Source organism: Photobacterium sp. SP02 (genome assembly GCF_038519165.1).
GTDB lineage: Bacteria > Pseudomonadota > Gammaproteobacteria > Enterobacterales > Vibrionaceae > Photobacterium > Photobacterium halotolerans.
In genome coordinates this window covers 1-15867 of sequence record NZ_JASJOJ010000038.1, presented here as the reverse complement: position 1 = coordinate 15867, position 15867 = coordinate 1, and the positions used below count along the sequence as shown (strand labels likewise).

Sequence of the window (15867 nt, the reverse complement as noted above, 5' to 3'; positions counted from 1 at the left end):
GGAGCAAGCCAATGTTTTATCTGAAGAAGACGGAATGAATTAAATGGCAATTTTACAAATCGGTGCTGGGGGTGTTGGCTGGGTTATTGCCCATAAAGCTGCTCAAAACAATGATGTGTTAGGTGATATTACTATCGCTTCGCGTACTGTGAACAAGTGCGAACAGATCATTGAATCCATCAAGGGTCGCAACAATATGAAAGATCCAGGCAAGAAGCTTGAGGCTCGTGCCGTGGATGCTGACGATGTCGATGCCCTGGTGGCACTGATCAAAGAGGTTCAGCCAGATCTTGTTATTAACGCTGGTCCTCCTTGGGTTAACGTTGCAATCATGGAAGCCTGTTATCAGGCGAAAGTGTCCTATCTGGATACATCAGTGGCGGTTGACCTTTGTAGCGAAGGCCAGCAAGTGCCAGAAGCCTATGACCCTCAGTGGGCTTTCCGTGACAAATTTGCACAAGCGGGTATCACAGGTATTTTGGGTGCCGGATTTGATCCGGGCGTAGTCAGCGTTTTTGCTGCCTATGCAGTGAAGCATCTGTTCGATGAGATTGATTCAATCGACGTGATGGACGTCAACGCCGGCGATCACGGCAAGAAATTTGCAACTAACTTCGATCCTGAAACCAATATGCTGGAAATTCAGGGCGACTCTTTCTACTGGGAAGACGGCGAGTGGAAGCAGGTTGGCTGCCACACCCGCATGATGGAATTTGATTTCCCGCTGGTCGGCTCACAAAAAGTGTACTCCATGGCGCACGACGAAGTGCGTTCAATGAAAGAATTCATCCCGGCAAAACGCATCGAATTCTGGATGGGCTTTGGCGACAGTTACCTGAACTATTTCAACTGCATGCGCGACATCGGTTTGCTGAGTCCTGAACCTGTCACTCTGGGTGACGGTACGGTTGTTGAGCCACTGAAAGTGCTGAAAGCTTTACTGCCTGATCCAACGACACTGGCACCGGGTTATACAGGTAAAACCTGTATCGGTACCTGGGTGCAGGGTACCAAAAGTGGCGAGCCTCGCAGCGTGTTCATCTACAACAACGCTGATCATGAAGTGGCTTACAAAGATGTTGAGCATCAGGCGATTGCCTACACGACAGGTGTCCCTGCGATCACTGCGGCATTGCAGTTCTTTGCCGGAAAATGGGCCGATGCCGGTGTGTTCAATATGGAGCAGCTGGATCCGGATCCATTCCTGGCAACTATGCCGAAAATTGGCCTGGACTGGCATGTTCAGGAGCTGGAACCTCGCCAGCCACTGATTAATATTCTCAAGTAAGTCACCGACTGTTGAGTTAACCATATTCAAGCCGGCGTTGGAAACGACACCGGCTTCTTTAGATAGAAGCTTAGAATATGCAGCATCCTGAATTAAAAACCCCGTATTTCATGATTGATGAGAGCAAACTGATCCGCAATCTTGAAATTGCCAAGAAACTGAAAGAACTGTCCGGCGTGAAACTGGTTCTGGCTCTGAAGTGTTTCTCTACCTGGGGTGTGTTTGACATCATCAAACCGTACCTGGACGGCACCACCAGCAGCGGCCCGTTTGAAGTGAAGCTGGGTTATGACACTTTCGGTGGCGAAACGCATGCCTACAGCGTGGGTTACAGCGAAGATGACGTCAAAGAAGTCGCGGATATCTGCGATAAAATGATTTTTAACTCGCAAAATCAGCTGGCAGCGCACCGTCACCTGGTGGAAGGCAAGGCTGAACTGGGCCTGCGCCTTAACCCTGGTGTCAGCTATGCAGGTCAGGATCTGGCCGACCCGGCACGTCAGTTCTCTCGTTTGGGTGTCCAGATCAATCACATCAACCCAGAGGTATTTAGCAGTATCGATGGTGTGATGTTCCACATGAACTGTGAAAACAAAGATGTGGACGCCTTTATTCGTTTGCTGGATGACATTTCTGAGCAGTTCGGGACGTATCTGGACCAGCTGAAATGGGTGAGCCTGGGGGGCGGTGTCTTCTTCACCTGGCCGGGCTATGATGTTGAGAAACTGGCCGCAGCACTGAAAGCGTTTTCTGAAAAACACGGTGTTCAGCTGTATCTGGAGCCGGGCGAAGCTATCATTACTCAAACCACAGATCTGGTGGTGACTGTGGTTGATATCGTAGAAAACGAGCTCAAAACAGCCATCGTCGACAGTGCGACAGAAGCGCACCGTCTGGATACCTTGATCTATAACGAACCTGCTTCGATCCTCGGCGCCAGCGAGAGTGGTGATCACCGTTACGTGATTGGCAGTTGCTCGTGTCTGGCCGGTGATCAGTTCTGTGTCACCCAGTTTGATCAGCCGCTGGAAATTGGTCAACGTCTGCACATCCTGGACAGTGCCGGTTACACTATGGTGAAACTGAACTGGTTCAACGGCCTGAAAATGCCGTCGATTTACTGCCAGCGTGCGAATGGCGACGTGCAAAAGCTGAATGAATTCGGTTATGAAGACTTCAAGCGCTCGTTGTCACAGTGGTCGGTGAATTAAGATCCAGCCAAGCGTAAAATAGAAGGCCGGTCACTGACCGGCCTTTGTTTTATCGGTGACATAAACACTTTGGTGCAGTTTTTAACTGGTTGAGAGAAAATTTGAACAATTAAACCCAAAATATCAATTAGTGTTTGACTCAAATTTTAAAATCAGTAAATTAGCACCCGCACCGCAACACATGAAGCGGTATCACAAAATGGCGCGTTGGCAGAGTGGCTATGCAGCGGATTGCAAATCCGTGTACCTCGGTTCGACTCCGGGACGCGCCTCCATATTTGATTGAAGTGATGCGCTCACTTTGGTCCAGCAAGACATCAAGAACCCAGCTTTCAGGCTGGGTTTTTTGATCTCATCTCTATTGAATTCAGCCGTTTTCAGACAGACGGTTCAGAAAATCATCCCATGCATCCAGTTTGCCAAAGAAAGACTGCACTGGGACCGATTGTCTTATTCCCTGCTTTTCCACCATCATCGATGGGTAACCCTGAAGCTGATACTGCATCATTTGCCGGATTGATTCTGAGATAGCATCCTGTTCATTCGTTGCTTCGAATGTTGCGTGCCAGAGATCCGCTTCAATCCCCATTGCCTGTGCCAACTCAGCAAGTACTGCAGGGGAATGCGCGGTTTTTCCCTGCTGATAATGGGCAATCTGGATCCGTTTCAGCATGTCGGTTGCTGGGAAACCACATTGCGCTGTTGCCAGAATAGCGCGGATCGGCAACATCGAATCAAGAACCACAGGGTCTGCATGGCGCATCTTTGTCTGATAGGCATCGCCAAAGGTGACGCCGCTCAGAGCATGGATACGCTGATCACTGTCGAGAAAGTGCTGGCGGCTCGCTTTGTCGAGTGCTCTGCTGTCAAACAAGCCTCCGGGATGCAGTATGAGCTCAATATCATCGCGCTCAGCCAGGTGTTCAATCAGCGGACCGGCGCCGAAGCACCAGCCGCAAAGTGGATCGTAAAAGTAATGGACTGTCACGCCAGTATTTACCATTTCATCTCTCCCATGTGAACTTTTGCACCTATGCTCAGGGCCATCGGCAGGCCAGCATCCGGGTAGCGCTTCTCCATGGTGTCAATGACTTGCTGGCTGTTGTCACTGGCTTTGACGGTTTGCTGAAATGCCTTCAGGTAGTTCAGTGCAAACGTGATGTTTTCAGCCGTCATTGGCGTGCCTGCTTTCATGTGGCCCGGAATGACAGTTTGCGGCTTCAGTGCCTGCATGGCTTCCAGCTGCTGTGTCCAGGCGGTTTGTTCAGCAGGTGTCTGTGCGTCAGCCATCCACAGGTGAACGTTACCGTATACGGCAACATTGCCCAGCACGGTTTTACTGGACGGGATCCACAGGTAAGGGCGGTGCGCCAGCTCGCCACTGGTGTCACGGATTTCAATGGTCTCACCGTCAACCGTTAAAGTGGTCTGCTCATACGCGTCAGGAAGCAAGGTTTTCACTGGTGCGTTATCGCCCATTTTTGGGGTCCAGAATGCCAGTTTGCCCGCCATTTTCTCTTTAATCACCGCACGCACTGCTGGCGTGGTGATCAGGCGCGCTTCAGGAAACTGCTCTTTGAGCACTTGAGCGCCAAAGTAGTAATCCGGATCGGCCTGGCTGATAAAAATGGTTTTCAGTGTCTTGCCACTGTCCAGCACCATAGCGGCGATTCGCATGGCATCGGCACGGGTAAAACCGGTATCGACCAGCATGGCGTCATGCTCGCCATAGACCAGAGTGGCATTAACATGGAAGCTGTTGCCATCGGCGTTGTAAACCTGGGTTGAAAGCGGCGCTGCTTCGGCCAGAGTGGCGGTAGAAAGTGCTACAAGTGAGGCTGCCATTAAGAATGTCTTTTTCATGTGTTCGCTCCAGCGAATGTCATTGGGAATGGCATGCATCATAGTGATTTCATTTGATTGGATATAGAATCAATTATCAACAACATTGTTTCTTAAATCGGACAAATAAATGGACAGACTCACGGCAGCAAAAGTGTTTATTGATGTCGCAACAACCGAAAGTTTCACCACGACAGCAGATCGGCTGGAGATGTCCCGCTCTATGGTGACCCGCTATATCGCCACCATGGAGGAATGGATGAAAGCCCGGCTGCTACAGCGCACAACCCGCAAAGTGGCATTAACAACCGCGGGCCAGCAATGCCTGAAAGAAATCAAGCTTTGGGTTGAGCAGGCCGAACACATTGCGGTGACATTGCAGCCTGCAGATCGGCTCACCGGCCATATCAGATTAACGACCAGTATGTCTTTCGCTCATGCGCAGCTTGCTAAGGCAATACAGCCATTTTTAGCGCTCAATCCTGAGGTCTCTGTTGAAATCGATGTCCGCGATCAGGTAACTGACCTGATTGCAGAAAGATTTGATTTAGCCATACGTATTGCTATGGCGCCGGATCCGTCATTAATCGGTAAACCGATAGCGGGTTGCGACTCTGTGATCGTGGCGTCACCTTCCTATCTTGAGCGGTCGCCAGACATACGGACACCGGCGGATCTCAGCCATCATCAATGCCTTGGTAATCGTAGTTTCGAGCAGCATGTGTGGCACCTGACGAAAAATCACGTCACTGAGTCGGTAGAAGTGACGTGCCGGTTCATTTCAAACGAGGCTACCGTATTGAAAGCCGCGGCGATAGAAGGAGCAGGAATTGCAGTGCAGCCCATGTATCTGGTTAATGAAGATATTCAAGCGGGCAGGTTAGCCGTGGTATTAGCGGATTGGGTGCCTAAATCAATGTCGGTATATGCACTTTATCCGGCACGAGAATATTTATTGCCGGCGGTGCGGGGACTGATCGATCACCTGACACAGTATTTTGATGGCAATCACTGGCCAAGGAAGGCAAACGATTTCGGGCTGTAAACAAAAGTGAACAGTTTCATTGAGGTAAGCACTGGGTTTCATTACTGATAATGTGCGACAAGTCATACCTTCCGTAAAATGGTGCATTAACAACGTTATCATTTTGACTTCTATAGCAAAGTCAGTCTTTAGTGGCGCTTTTTCTCGATATTGGCAGGTGGGGCACATATTCGCTTTGCTGTTGTACTTTAGCATATCCTCATATGGTATATTGCGCGCTCATTTTTTGATCTGGTTAGTGAGTTGGGCTAGGCGTGAAATCAGGCATTATCAACATCAATTTAGGTGTAAACCGGAATCGGTTGTTAGAAGTCTTTGATGCGGGCAGTGAGGGCCTGTGGGAGCTGACGCCAGGGAATGTGGTGAAATTTTATAACACGCGTTTTTATGAAAATTTTGACGTGACCTTGAATGGTTCTCCGATGCATGAGTGGATTGCCATTATGCATCCTGATGATGTTGAACAATTCCAAAATAATGTGAATCAACAGGTGACGGAGAAAATCAGCTATTTTACCAGTCAATACCGGATTCGGAATCGGCAGAATGATTATCGCTGGATTGAAGCGGTTGGTGTACTGAATACCGATGAGCATGGCGAATTGCAATATCTGGTTGGTTCACATAAAGATATCACCGAAAAAAAATTGCATGATGAAAAATTATTCCAATTAGCTTACCGGGATTCTCTGACCGGTTTGTGGAATCGGCGGCAATTGGTTGAGCAACTTAACGTCATTCAGGCTGATGGTGTACCGGGCATTATTATTACTTTTGGGCTGACGAAGTTTAGTCAGTTTGTCGAAGTTTTTGGTTTTGAGGCTGGTAATCAGTTGATAAAGCTGTGTGCTGAGGCGATAACTGAAGTCTTTACTGACACCGATCTGATCTTCCGTTCGTATTCCGATGAATTTGTTGTCATGCTCAAAGACAGCCCTGAAAAATCGACCTTATGCAGCACTATTAATAAAGCGATCACATTGTTTGATCAGCGATTTCGCGCCGTTCACGATACCACGATTCAAAAGTTAAATGCCGGGGTTTATCAATTGCCCGGTGGTTCCGCAGCGGCTGAAGATGAAGAATCGATTTTATACAAATCCATGCTGGTTATGCGCCACGGTAAAGAGCACGATTCACGCATTGCGTTTTATGCCGACGATGAGCAGCGAGCCATTGAGCGGCATCTTTTTCTGGAAACCGGTATAGAGAAATCTATTCAGGATGATGAATTTTATTTAATGTTCCAGCCAATAGTCTGCGCAACGACAGGGAAGATCAAGAGTGTCGAATCATTGCTCCGTTGGAACAGTGCCAGTTATGGCGAAATTAATCCGGGAGAGTTTATTGGGATTGCCGAAGCCAATCAGGACATTATTCCGTTGGGGTATCATGTACTGCATTTGGTGTGCTCATATATTGCGGAGTATCGCAGACAGCACCAGCATGATTTTAAAGTATCGGTGAATATTTCTGTTATCCAACTGATGCAGGCAGATTTTGTTCGTAAATTTTTGGCAACTGTCAATCAGTATCAGCTATCCCCGAGTTATCTGACGGTTGAAGTCACTGAATCGGCGGTATTAGAAACCAATGCATTTGCTGTTGAACAGTTGCTGATTCTGAATGAATTAGGATTTTCAATTTCACTGGATGATTTCGGCTCTGGGTATTCCTCATTAAACACCTTCTTTTCTATTCCTTTTACTCAGCTCAAGCTCGACAGATGCATCGTCAAAAAAATGGCTGATGATTCATCCGTATACTCTTATGTTAAATTTCTGGTTGTGATGTGTCGTGAAAAAGGGATTTCTGTCGTCGCGGAAGGCATAGAAGATCTTGCTCATGCCGAATTAGTCAGAGAAGCCGGAGTTGATTTAATGCAAGGCTATTACTTCTATCGACCTATGGTAGGACAGAAGTTGCTCGAGTTAGAAATCAGTCCCGATTAAACGTTGCCAGAACAGGGCAATGTTACCTCAGAGCATAATGGAATATGCTCTGAATGATTACAGAAGCATGACTAAGAGTAAACACAGTAGCGAGTGCTGCTATGAGCTTGCTTGCTAGTACTGATTTAGTCAAATACTTCAGTGCATTACACTGCTTTTTGAGTGATAGGTGGTGGGTTGGACTGTTTTTCTGTGCAGAGTAATTATTCATTATTGTTGATGTGTTAATCGTTTATCCTTGTATGGTATATTACGCGCTTCATTTTTCTACTGGTACTCAACTGGGCTTAACGTGAAATCTGACATTATCGACAATAAAGTTGTTAATAATCAGCATAGGTTGTTGGAAATATTTGATGCTGGCAGTGAAGGTTTGTGGGAAATGACACCAGATAATATGGTGAATTTCTATAACACTCACTTTTATGAAAACTTCGATGTGTCATTACACGGCTCACCACTGGATGAGTGGATTGCTATTATGCATCCTGAGGATAAAAGCCATTTTATTCAAAATATTAGCACTCAGGTTACAGAGAAAATAACCCGTTTTATCAGTCAGTACCGTGTGCGTAACCGGCAGGGTGAGTACCACTGGATTGAAGCGGTCGGTGTTATACATGCTGATGACAGTGGCAATCTTCTGTATATGGTTGGCGCTCATAAAGATATCACTGAAAAAAAACATTATGAGGATAAGCTGTATCAACTGGCTTATTGTGATTCACTGACTGGGTTTAATAACAGACGTAAATTAGCTGAAACCCTGACAGAATTACTGGAAGCCAATAATCAGGCGGCCATAATGACGTTTGGATTAAATAAAATAAACCAAATAATGGATGTATTTGGTTACCAGGCAGGTAACGGTATCATTTTACTTTGTGCTGAGTGTCTGAAAGAAGCTTTTGGCTCGAAAAACGTATACAGAACTCAGCCAGATGAATTTGTAGTGTTACAGAAGGGTGTTTACGCTGAGGGCGTATTGAAACAGCAAATTGGCTCAGTGCTTACAGATTTTGAACAACGTTTTCGCTCTTTTCATCAGTCGACATTACAGACACTGAATGTGGGTGTTTATTTGTTGAAAGAGGATAATAGACTTTGCGAGGATGCTGAGTCACTGTTATATAAATCAACGTTAATCATGCGTCACGGCACAGAAAAAGACACCTGTATTTCTTTTTATGCAGATGATGAGAAGCGATCGATTGAACGCCATCTCTTTTTGGAAACCGGAATAAAAAAAGCAATTACAGACAAAGAATTTTATTTGTTGTTTCAGCCTATTGTCTGTGCTTCAACCGGAAGCGTAGTGAGTGTGGAATCTCTGGTTCGCTGGAACAGTGTCCGCTATGGCGAGATCATGCCAACTGAATTTATCAGTATTGCAGAAGAAAACGGGGATATTGTCGAACTGGGTTACCATGTACTTGTGCTGGCATGTGAATTTTTAAATCAATACAGAGAGGCCCATTCCAGCGTTATTAAGACGTCGGTGAATGTATCGGTTATTCAGCTGATGCAGCCTGACTTTGTTGCCCATTTTCTGGCCATTGTTCGCCACTATCAATTACAACCCGAAAATCTGACGATAGAGATGACAGAGTCTGTCATTCTTGAATCGAATCCTTTTGCCGTACAGCAGCTGCTGGCACTGGATGAGGCAGGATTCACCATTTCCCTGGATGATTTTGGTTCCGGATATACCTCTTTCAACACCTTTTTCTCCATCCCCTTCACCCAGCTTAAACTGGACAGAGCCATTATCAAAAAAATGGAAGCGAACAGTTCAGTCCGAGCCTATGTGAAATTTCTGGTTAACATGTGCAACGAGAAAGGCATCACTGTGGTTGCTGAAGGCATTGAAGACAATGCTCAGGCGGAACGGGTTAAAGAAGCCGGAGTTGATCTGATGCAGGGGTTTTATTTTCATAAACCCAAGAGCGGCAAGGCGATTATTCAATCTGAAGCTGTATAAATTCGACCTTGCCAAAGCCATATGTACTGACCGCTGATACTGCCATTTGACGTCGATGCAGAACCTTAACCATTAAGATGCCAGCCAACATGTTGGCATTGGTTTAATTCAATTGAGTTTGGCGGCAAAGTCCCGCATTAAGCTGGGCATATCGAAGTCCGGGCTAAACCGCCCGCGGAAGACGCCTTCAGGGTCAATAATGGAAAATTTGATGGAATGCGCAACGCTGTAGTCTTCCTTGTTTGCTGAGACTTCAAAGCGGATGCCAAGACTGTTTGCAAAACGCGTTAACTGCGCCTCGTTGCCTGTTACACCGTAAATTGAAGCATCAAAGTACTGCAAATATTGGCTGAGTTCGGCAACTGAATCCCGCCCGGGATCAACAGACACAAACACAAAAGTAACATCATGCTTGCCAGGGTTTTCTGTCAGGGCGGCAGAGAGTCTTGATAGCTGTGCCAGACTGGTTGGGCAGATGTCAGGGCAATGGAGAAAGCCAAATAATACGATGGTCCAATGCCCCATTAACGATTGGTTAGTAAACTCACCGGCCTCAGATTCAAGGCTAAAACTTGCCAGACTGCGCGGGTTGTCCAGCCATTCAATGGCTTGTTGCGTTTTGGGTTCGGGGGCTATGATAGCCAGCGTTGCCCCCAAGGTGATACTCAGACTAAGTAAGAGAAAAACACGCTTTGTACTATTCATGTGCCTGTCCCTTATAACTGGTCACAATCAGCCACAGCGCCAGCAATGCGGGCAGTGTAACGCCGCCAAAATCAATGATCAGAAATTCAGGCCCGCAAATGCCAACAAGCACTTCCCACACATGGAAAATGGCATGGCCGACTAACCAGGCAGTTGGCATCAACCAAAGTGTCAAGCTATGCCTGGTGTCAATCGCTCCCCAAATAAAAGCGGCACCGATCAGGCTGTAATTCATGCCAATATCGCGCAGAAAATGCTGATTGAACGGTCCCCGGTCCGGCACACCCGGCACCATCCAATACCAGGGTTCAGGGGCGAGCGTCATAAACACGCCGTTACCCAATGCTGCCAATCCGAGCAGTACAGCTATCCTGATACGCCATTTATTCAGCATTTTCAACCTCCCCGGTTAATGCAGCGCCCCGCTCAGGTGTGATGGATGATGCGTTGATCTGAATTCGCTGACAGGTTTTCCCATAGCCCAAAGTGTATTTCAGGGCCGGATAAACCCGATAAGCGCTGATGGCAAAACCAATCGTAATCAGCCCGTTGGGGCCCCACAAAGCCAGTATTTTCTCACGATAATCATCCGCTTCAGGGTGATGGGCCAATACAGATTCAGTAAACTTCACCACCAGGGCAATATCGTCAGGCAGATTGTTTAAATCTTTATTGATAATGGCTTGTACAATATCCGGGCTTATTTTTGCCTCCAGGGCCATATTCACCGCCAATTGTGTGCACGGGCCGCAATCGTCCCAGAGAATGGCGCGTATTCTGGCGGCATACAGCGGCCCCGCGGGCAAATTCCCCGAATGGGAAGACATGGTCTGAAATCCCATAAATTTCAGGAAAGCCCCAAGATCGGTTTTCAGAATATCCTGCTGATAACGAATGTCGTAATCGTAACGGTTTTTGAATGCCAGAAGCATCTTGTTGAACAGATAGCGAATCATATTGGGTCCTTAGTGTTTGGCTGATAGTGAGATGGCAGTACACCGGTTTTCGCTCTTTCCTGTGCCTGAACAGGTTTGAATAACAGAAAGAGACACGAGAGAAAGACCAGGGCGCAGGCATAGAGCATGACCGAAAAGTTACCGTTATCTAATAAGCCGGAAGCGAGCAGCGGACCTGTCGCTAAACCGACGGAAGAAACAACAGCCGCCAGCGCTGAAAGACGCCCTGTGCTGTCCATGTCGGCCGTTACCGCTAACAAATAGGACTGGACTGCAGGCCAGGAAAAAAACAGCAGCGTCATTGAAGTGACATAAAGCAGCGGGGTGAGCGGTGAGACGCTGAGCAAGAGCGCAGAAATGCTCGACAGAGCAACACCAGCGAGAACCCAGGACAAACGACCAAAACGGTTGCCGCTTATCACAGGTAACATTGCCCCCAATAACCCCAGCAATCCGGTTATTGCGATATACAGACTGACATTATCCGTGCTAATGCCCGCACCGAGGCCGATGCGCCCGACATAAGTCCAGATAGCGCTGGCGGCAAGCTGATAGGCGGTAATAGCCAGCATCAATAACACCGCGTTTCCATTCAGTTCGGTCAACAACCCCGATTGTTTGACAGGCGTGCGCTCACTGGCAAGAGAAGGCAGAAACAGCATCATAATCAGGCTCAGTAAGGCAAAGCCTGCCATGACATAAAAAACGGCATAAGCGCTCAGCAGCGTTTCAAGTGACGGCAGCAGGTAAATCACCACAGCGCCCAGGCTGAACTGAATGAGTAACAAGGTGCCAAAAGCACGATCCGCATTGTTTAACCTGGCCAGTGCAGAAAAGCCGAGACCGACGCAAAGCCCACCGAATAACCCGGCTAAAAAGCGCCAGCCGAGCATGACACTGTAGGTTTCAATCCACAAAGTCCCTATATCAATGACAGCTAACAGGGCTAAAAACGTATACATGGCAGACTGCCAAGGCATTCGGCGCACCAGAAAAATAGCCACAGTGCTGCCCAAAAGGCCACCGTAGCCATTGAGCGCAACAAGCTGTCCGGCCTGCGCATCACTAAAACCAATACTGCCTGCGAGTGCATTAACCACACCCGGCAGAAAATTAATATAGGAAAGCCCGGCCATAGTGATAAATGCCAGGAAAAAATAAACCAGCGGATGATTGGCGGATACTTTTCTGAACATAATGCCTCATTGACGTAACAGGATTTGTTGTTGGAGCCTGAATGTTAAGATTCCGCAAAGGGAAGAAAAATAGGCTGAAATTCCTTTGAGTCGTGAATACTATTCATGAGTCTTTATTGTTATAGTCAGCCAACGAATAAACTCTTGATGCTCAGTGAATGGATAAACTCAGGTCATTAGAAATATTTTTAGCCACGTGTGATGGTGAGAGCTTTGCGGCTGCGGCACGAAGCTGTAACACTGATCCATCCACGGTCAGTAAGGCAATCAGCCGGCTGGAAGCGCAGTTAGGACTGACGCTTTTTCAGCGCTCTACCCGACAATTGCGAATTACCGCCGCGGGTCAGCGCTATGCCGATACAGTGCGCAAGATGATTCAGGATCTCACCGTCTGCGAATATGAGCTCAAGCATTTGAATGACTCGCCCAGCGGTACTCTGCGCATCAGTTCGGCCGTCTGTTACGGCCATCTCTATCTTCGTCCCTTGCTGCAGGCATTCTGTCAGCGTTACCCAGCCATCAAGCTAGATCTGGAAATCAATGATTTACACGCCGATATCATTGAAAATGATATTGATATCGCGCTGCGTACGGGTTACGTAAAGGACAGTCGCCTGGTGGCCCGGCGCCTGAGCCCAATGGACTTTCTCGTCTGTGCCTCACCACACTATTTAGCGGCCCAGGGTACACCCCAATGTGCCGATGACTTTCACCAGCACAGCTGGATTGGTTTTCGTATCAAAGAGACACAACAGCTACAGCCCATCTTTTTGCCGAATGAGCAGGGTGAATATGTTCCTTATGAATTAGAACGAACGCATGTCACTGATGATGGCGAAGCAATGGCCTGTATGTGTGCCGATGGTCTGGGCTTTGCTCAACTACCTCACTTTCTTGCAAAACAGGGCTTGAACAACGGCACCTTAGTATCCCTGTATCCTTATTTCAGGCCGCCACAACCTGATAATGGTGTGTTTGCCATCTATCCTAAACGCGAATATTTACCCGCCAAAGTCAGAGTGTTTATTGAATTTATGACAACCTCTTTGGCATCTATGGGGGAGAGCACGAATCACACCTGGGCAGAAGACTGGGCGCCACTTGTGGGTGCTTAACGATAACTTGATGAGAGATCCAAAAATTGGTTTAGTAAATATAAGAGAAGCTAATTATCCGGGATAATATTTTCGAGGATGCATAAGTCGTGTGATGTCTTGGCGCAATGCGGAAAATTTTAGCTTGTGTCTTATATATCGCATTGGAAGGCGATAAAATAAAAAACATTTTTTTAATGGTACTCATGACGTACTTTTTACGAGAGTTTTCCAGTTGCCGGTATATAGTCAGGAAGTTGGGAGTCGTGAGTGTCTTTTATTAATGTAAAATAAACCATGATTCTTATCACGTTTTGTACGGGTTGGGATTTAAAAATTCCATTTTAATTCATCTGTTTATATTGGGTGGTTTTATTTTTTATTGCTATCTATAAGATGAGAGGTACATCTTGTGATCTAAATAGTGCTGTTACGGAGTATCTCTGCACCAAAATAGAGACTATTCACAATGCCATTAATTTTTTAACGCGAAAGTAATCAGTTTTTCTACAGTATTTGAAGTTTTTTCGTGATGTGTATGACAACGAAACTGTACCTACTCCAAATACGAAGGAAAGACAATGATATTCAAAAAACCTATCCCTGCTGCGATTATTCTGAGTTGTAGTCTGCTCAGCACGACACCTGCGATAGCGCAGGAAGTACCGAGAACAGCTTTCGTTCATTTATTTGAGTGGCGCTGGAACGATATCGCGACGGAATGTGAAACCTTCCTCGGACCAAAAGGGTTTTCGGCCGTTCAGGTATCACCGCCACAGAAAAGTGTCAGCAATTCAGCCTGGTGGGCGCGCTATCAACCCATGAGCTACGCGTTTGAGGGACGAAGTGGCGGCCGCGCCGAGTTTGCCGATATGGTGCAACGCTGTCAGGCGGCTGGTGTTGATATTTATGTTGATGCTGTGATTAACCATATGGCCGCGCAGGACAGATATTTCCCCGAAGTGCCTTATAGCGCAGACGATTTTCATTCGTGTACAGACGATATTAATTACAGCGATCGCTGGTCAATTCAAAATTGTGACCTGGTGGGTTTGAACGATCTGAAAACTGAATCTGAGTATGTGCGCCAGAAAATTGCCGATTATATGAATGATGCATTGAGCATGGGGGTGGCCGGTTTCCGGATTGATGCAGCTAAACATATTCCGGCTGCTGACATCGCCGCCATTAAGAATAAGCTCAATGGTAATCCATACCTCTTTCAGGAAGTTATTGGTGCTGCCGGCGAACCGGTACAGACCAGCGAATACACTTATATTGGCGATGTCACTGAGTTTAATTTTGCCCGCACTATCGGCCCTAAATTTAAACACGGTGGTATCAAAGATCTGAATGGTATTGGCTCCTGGAGTGGCTGGCTGCCCAGTGAAAGTGCTGTAACCTTTACCACAAACCATGATGAAGAACGTCATAATCCGCAGCAGGTGCTCAGCCATCAGGACTTCGGCAATCTGTATTTCCTTGGCAATGTGTTTACGCTGGCGTATCCCTATGGTTATCCGAAAATCATGTCGGGTTATTACTTTGATAACTTTGACGCGGGCCCGCCTTCCACCGGCGTTCATTCCGGCAATGCCTGCGGATTTGATGGCGGCGACTGGGTGTGTGAACACAAATGGCGTGGTATCGCAAACATGGTGGCTTTCCGAAACCATACTGCGTCCGAATTCCGTGTCACCAACTGGTGGGACGATGGCAATAACCAGATTGCTTTTGGTCGGGGTGGCTTAGGCTTTGTGGTCATCAACCGCGACGATTCTAAAGTGATCAGCCAAAGCTTCATGACGGGCATGCCGGAGGGAGAGTACTGTAATATTATCGCGGGTAATTTTAACGCGCAGTCAGGCAGTTGCAGCGGTCCGACGATTAAGGTCGATAATCTGGGTTATGCACATTTTGATGTCGCTTCACATGATGCCGCAGCCATTCATGTCGGCGCGAAACTGGGACAGGGATGTACATCTGATTGTGGTGAGACGGTTATCACTAAGGTATGTTTCGATAACCCGCAGAACTTCAGCCAGCCGACACTATATTACTGGAATGTTTCTGCGTCAGAACCTGTCGCCGATGCAGCCTGGCCTGGCGTATTGATGGCGCAGGAAGGTGGCAGCTACTGTCATGATTTCGGTGCTAATCTGAGCGCACTCAATGTTATTTTCAGTGATCAGGGAAACAGCCAGACAGCCGATCTTAGCGCTTCCAATCCAAATCTCTGCTATCAGAACGGTGTTTGGCGTGATATTTCAGACTGTCTCTCCGGTGTTTCTGGTGGTGGTGAAACCTGGTATTTCCGCGGCACATCGAATGGCTGGGGCTTAACTGAGATGCAGTATGATACGCAGACTGGTCTGTATACAAGCATGCAAAGCTTCAATGGTGAAGAGTCACCCGCCCGCTTTAAAATTGACGACGGCAACTGGTCTGAGTCCTACCCGTCGGCCGATTATCAGGTTACTGATTTTGCCACTTACACCATTACGTTTGACGGTGATACCAAGGCAATTACGGTCACTTCACAGTAACTGAGCATTTTGTCTGACAGCCTATGCAACCGGTAAACGTAATGGTGTAAG

General features: G+C 47.2%; 13 protein-coding genes and 1 tRNA gene. 8 read left to right on the top strand and 6 right to left on the bottom strand.

Annotated elements, in window-relative coordinates; translation table 11 throughout:
• Positions 1-43: 43 nt before the first annotated feature.
• The 3 genes from P0Y67_RS15425 (at position 44) to P0Y67_RS15415 (ending at position 2774) form a co-directional block, all read left to right on the top strand.
• A complete protein-coding gene (locus P0Y67_RS15425) occupies positions 44-1288 on the top strand; it encodes a carboxynorspermidine synthase (protein ID WP_192016478.1) in 1245 nt (414 codons plus the stop codon).
• A gap of 77 nt (positions 1289-1365) precedes the next feature.
• On the top strand, positions 1366-2499 hold the full coding sequence (gene nspC, locus P0Y67_RS15420) for a carboxynorspermidine decarboxylase (protein WP_342392584.1): 1134 nt from the start codon (positions 1366-1368) through the stop codon (positions 2497-2499).
• Between the two features lie 201 nt (positions 2500-2700).
• A tRNA-Cys gene (locus P0Y67_RS15415) sits at positions 2701-2774 on the top strand.
• A 92-nt stretch (positions 2775-2866) separates the two neighbouring features.
• On the opposite strand, the gene P0Y67_RS15410 is transcribed toward P0Y67_RS15415, so the two are convergent.
• Both P0Y67_RS15410 and P0Y67_RS15405 read right to left on the bottom strand, forming a co-directional pair.
• A complete protein-coding gene (locus P0Y67_RS15410) occupies positions 2867-3502 on the bottom strand; it encodes a DsbA family protein (RefSeq protein WP_342392583.1) in 636 nt (211 codons plus the stop codon).
• Positions 3496-4362 carry an MBL fold metallo-hydrolase gene (locus tag P0Y67_RS15405; protein WP_342392582.1) on the bottom strand — a complete coding sequence of 289 codons (867 nt, stop codon included), beginning with the start codon at positions 4360-4362 and terminating at the stop codon, positions 3496-3498. The genes P0Y67_RS15410 and P0Y67_RS15405 overlap by 7 nt, the downstream gene beginning before the upstream one ends.
• Positions 4363-4471: 109 nt before the next feature.
• On the opposite strand from P0Y67_RS15405, the gene P0Y67_RS15400 reads away from it, so the two are divergent.
• The 3 genes from P0Y67_RS15400 (at position 4472) to P0Y67_RS15390 (ending at position 9319) form a co-directional block, all read left to right on the top strand.
• A complete protein-coding gene (locus tag P0Y67_RS15400) occupies positions 4472-5386 on the top strand; it encodes a LysR family transcriptional regulator (RefSeq protein WP_342392581.1) in 915 nt (304 codons plus the stop codon).
• A gap of 254 nt (positions 5387-5640) precedes the next feature.
• Positions 5641-7338, top strand: a complete 1698-nt coding sequence (locus tag P0Y67_RS15395) for a bifunctional diguanylate cyclase/phosphodiesterase (protein WP_342392580.1) — start codon at positions 5641-5643, stop codon at positions 7336-7338.
• Positions 7339-7630: 292 nt separating this feature from the next.
• Positions 7631-9319, top strand: a complete 1689-nt coding sequence (locus tag P0Y67_RS15390) for a putative bifunctional diguanylate cyclase/phosphodiesterase (protein ID WP_342392579.1) — start codon at positions 7631-7633, stop codon at positions 9317-9319.
• Between the two features lie 108 nt (positions 9320-9427).
• On the opposite strand, the gene P0Y67_RS15385 is transcribed toward P0Y67_RS15390, so the two are convergent.
• The 4 genes from P0Y67_RS15385 to P0Y67_RS15370 are packed head-to-tail and all read right to left on the bottom strand — an operon-like array spanning position 9428 to position 12176.
• Entirely contained in the window at positions 9428-10024 is a 597-nt protein-coding gene (locus tag P0Y67_RS15385) for an SCO family protein (protein WP_342392578.1), read from the bottom strand.
• Positions 10017-10418, bottom strand: coding sequence for a hypothetical protein (locus P0Y67_RS15380; protein ID WP_342392577.1), 402 nt, complete (start codon positions 10416-10418; stop codon positions 10017-10019). Before P0Y67_RS15380 ends, P0Y67_RS15385 begins: the two co-directional genes overlap by 8 nt.
• Positions 10408-10980, bottom strand: coding sequence for a hypothetical protein (locus P0Y67_RS15375; protein WP_342392576.1), 573 nt, complete (start codon positions 10978-10980; stop codon positions 10408-10410). The genes P0Y67_RS15380 and P0Y67_RS15375 overlap by 11 nt, the downstream gene beginning before the upstream one ends.
• The gene (locus tag P0Y67_RS15370; protein WP_342392575.1) at positions 10977-12176 is read right to left on the bottom strand and encodes an MFS transporter; all 1200 of its coding nucleotides are present in this window, start codon (positions 12174-12176) and stop codon (positions 10977-10979) included. Before P0Y67_RS15370 ends, P0Y67_RS15375 begins: the two co-directional genes overlap by 4 nt.
• A gap of 158 nt (positions 12177-12334) precedes the next feature.
• On the opposite strand from P0Y67_RS15370, the gene P0Y67_RS15365 reads away from it, so the two are divergent.
• Both P0Y67_RS15365 and P0Y67_RS15360 read left to right on the top strand, forming a co-directional pair.
• Positions 12335-13291 (top strand): LysR family transcriptional regulator, encoded by a 957-nt coding sequence (locus tag P0Y67_RS15365; RefSeq protein ID WP_342392574.1) that lies wholly within the window; start codon positions 12335-12337, stop codon positions 13289-13291.
• A gap of 560 nt (positions 13292-13851) precedes the next feature.
• A complete protein-coding gene (locus P0Y67_RS15360) occupies positions 13852-15816 on the top strand; it encodes a starch-binding protein (protein WP_342392573.1) in 1965 nt (654 codons plus the stop codon).
• The last annotated feature ends 51 nt before the right edge of the window (positions 15817-15867 follow it).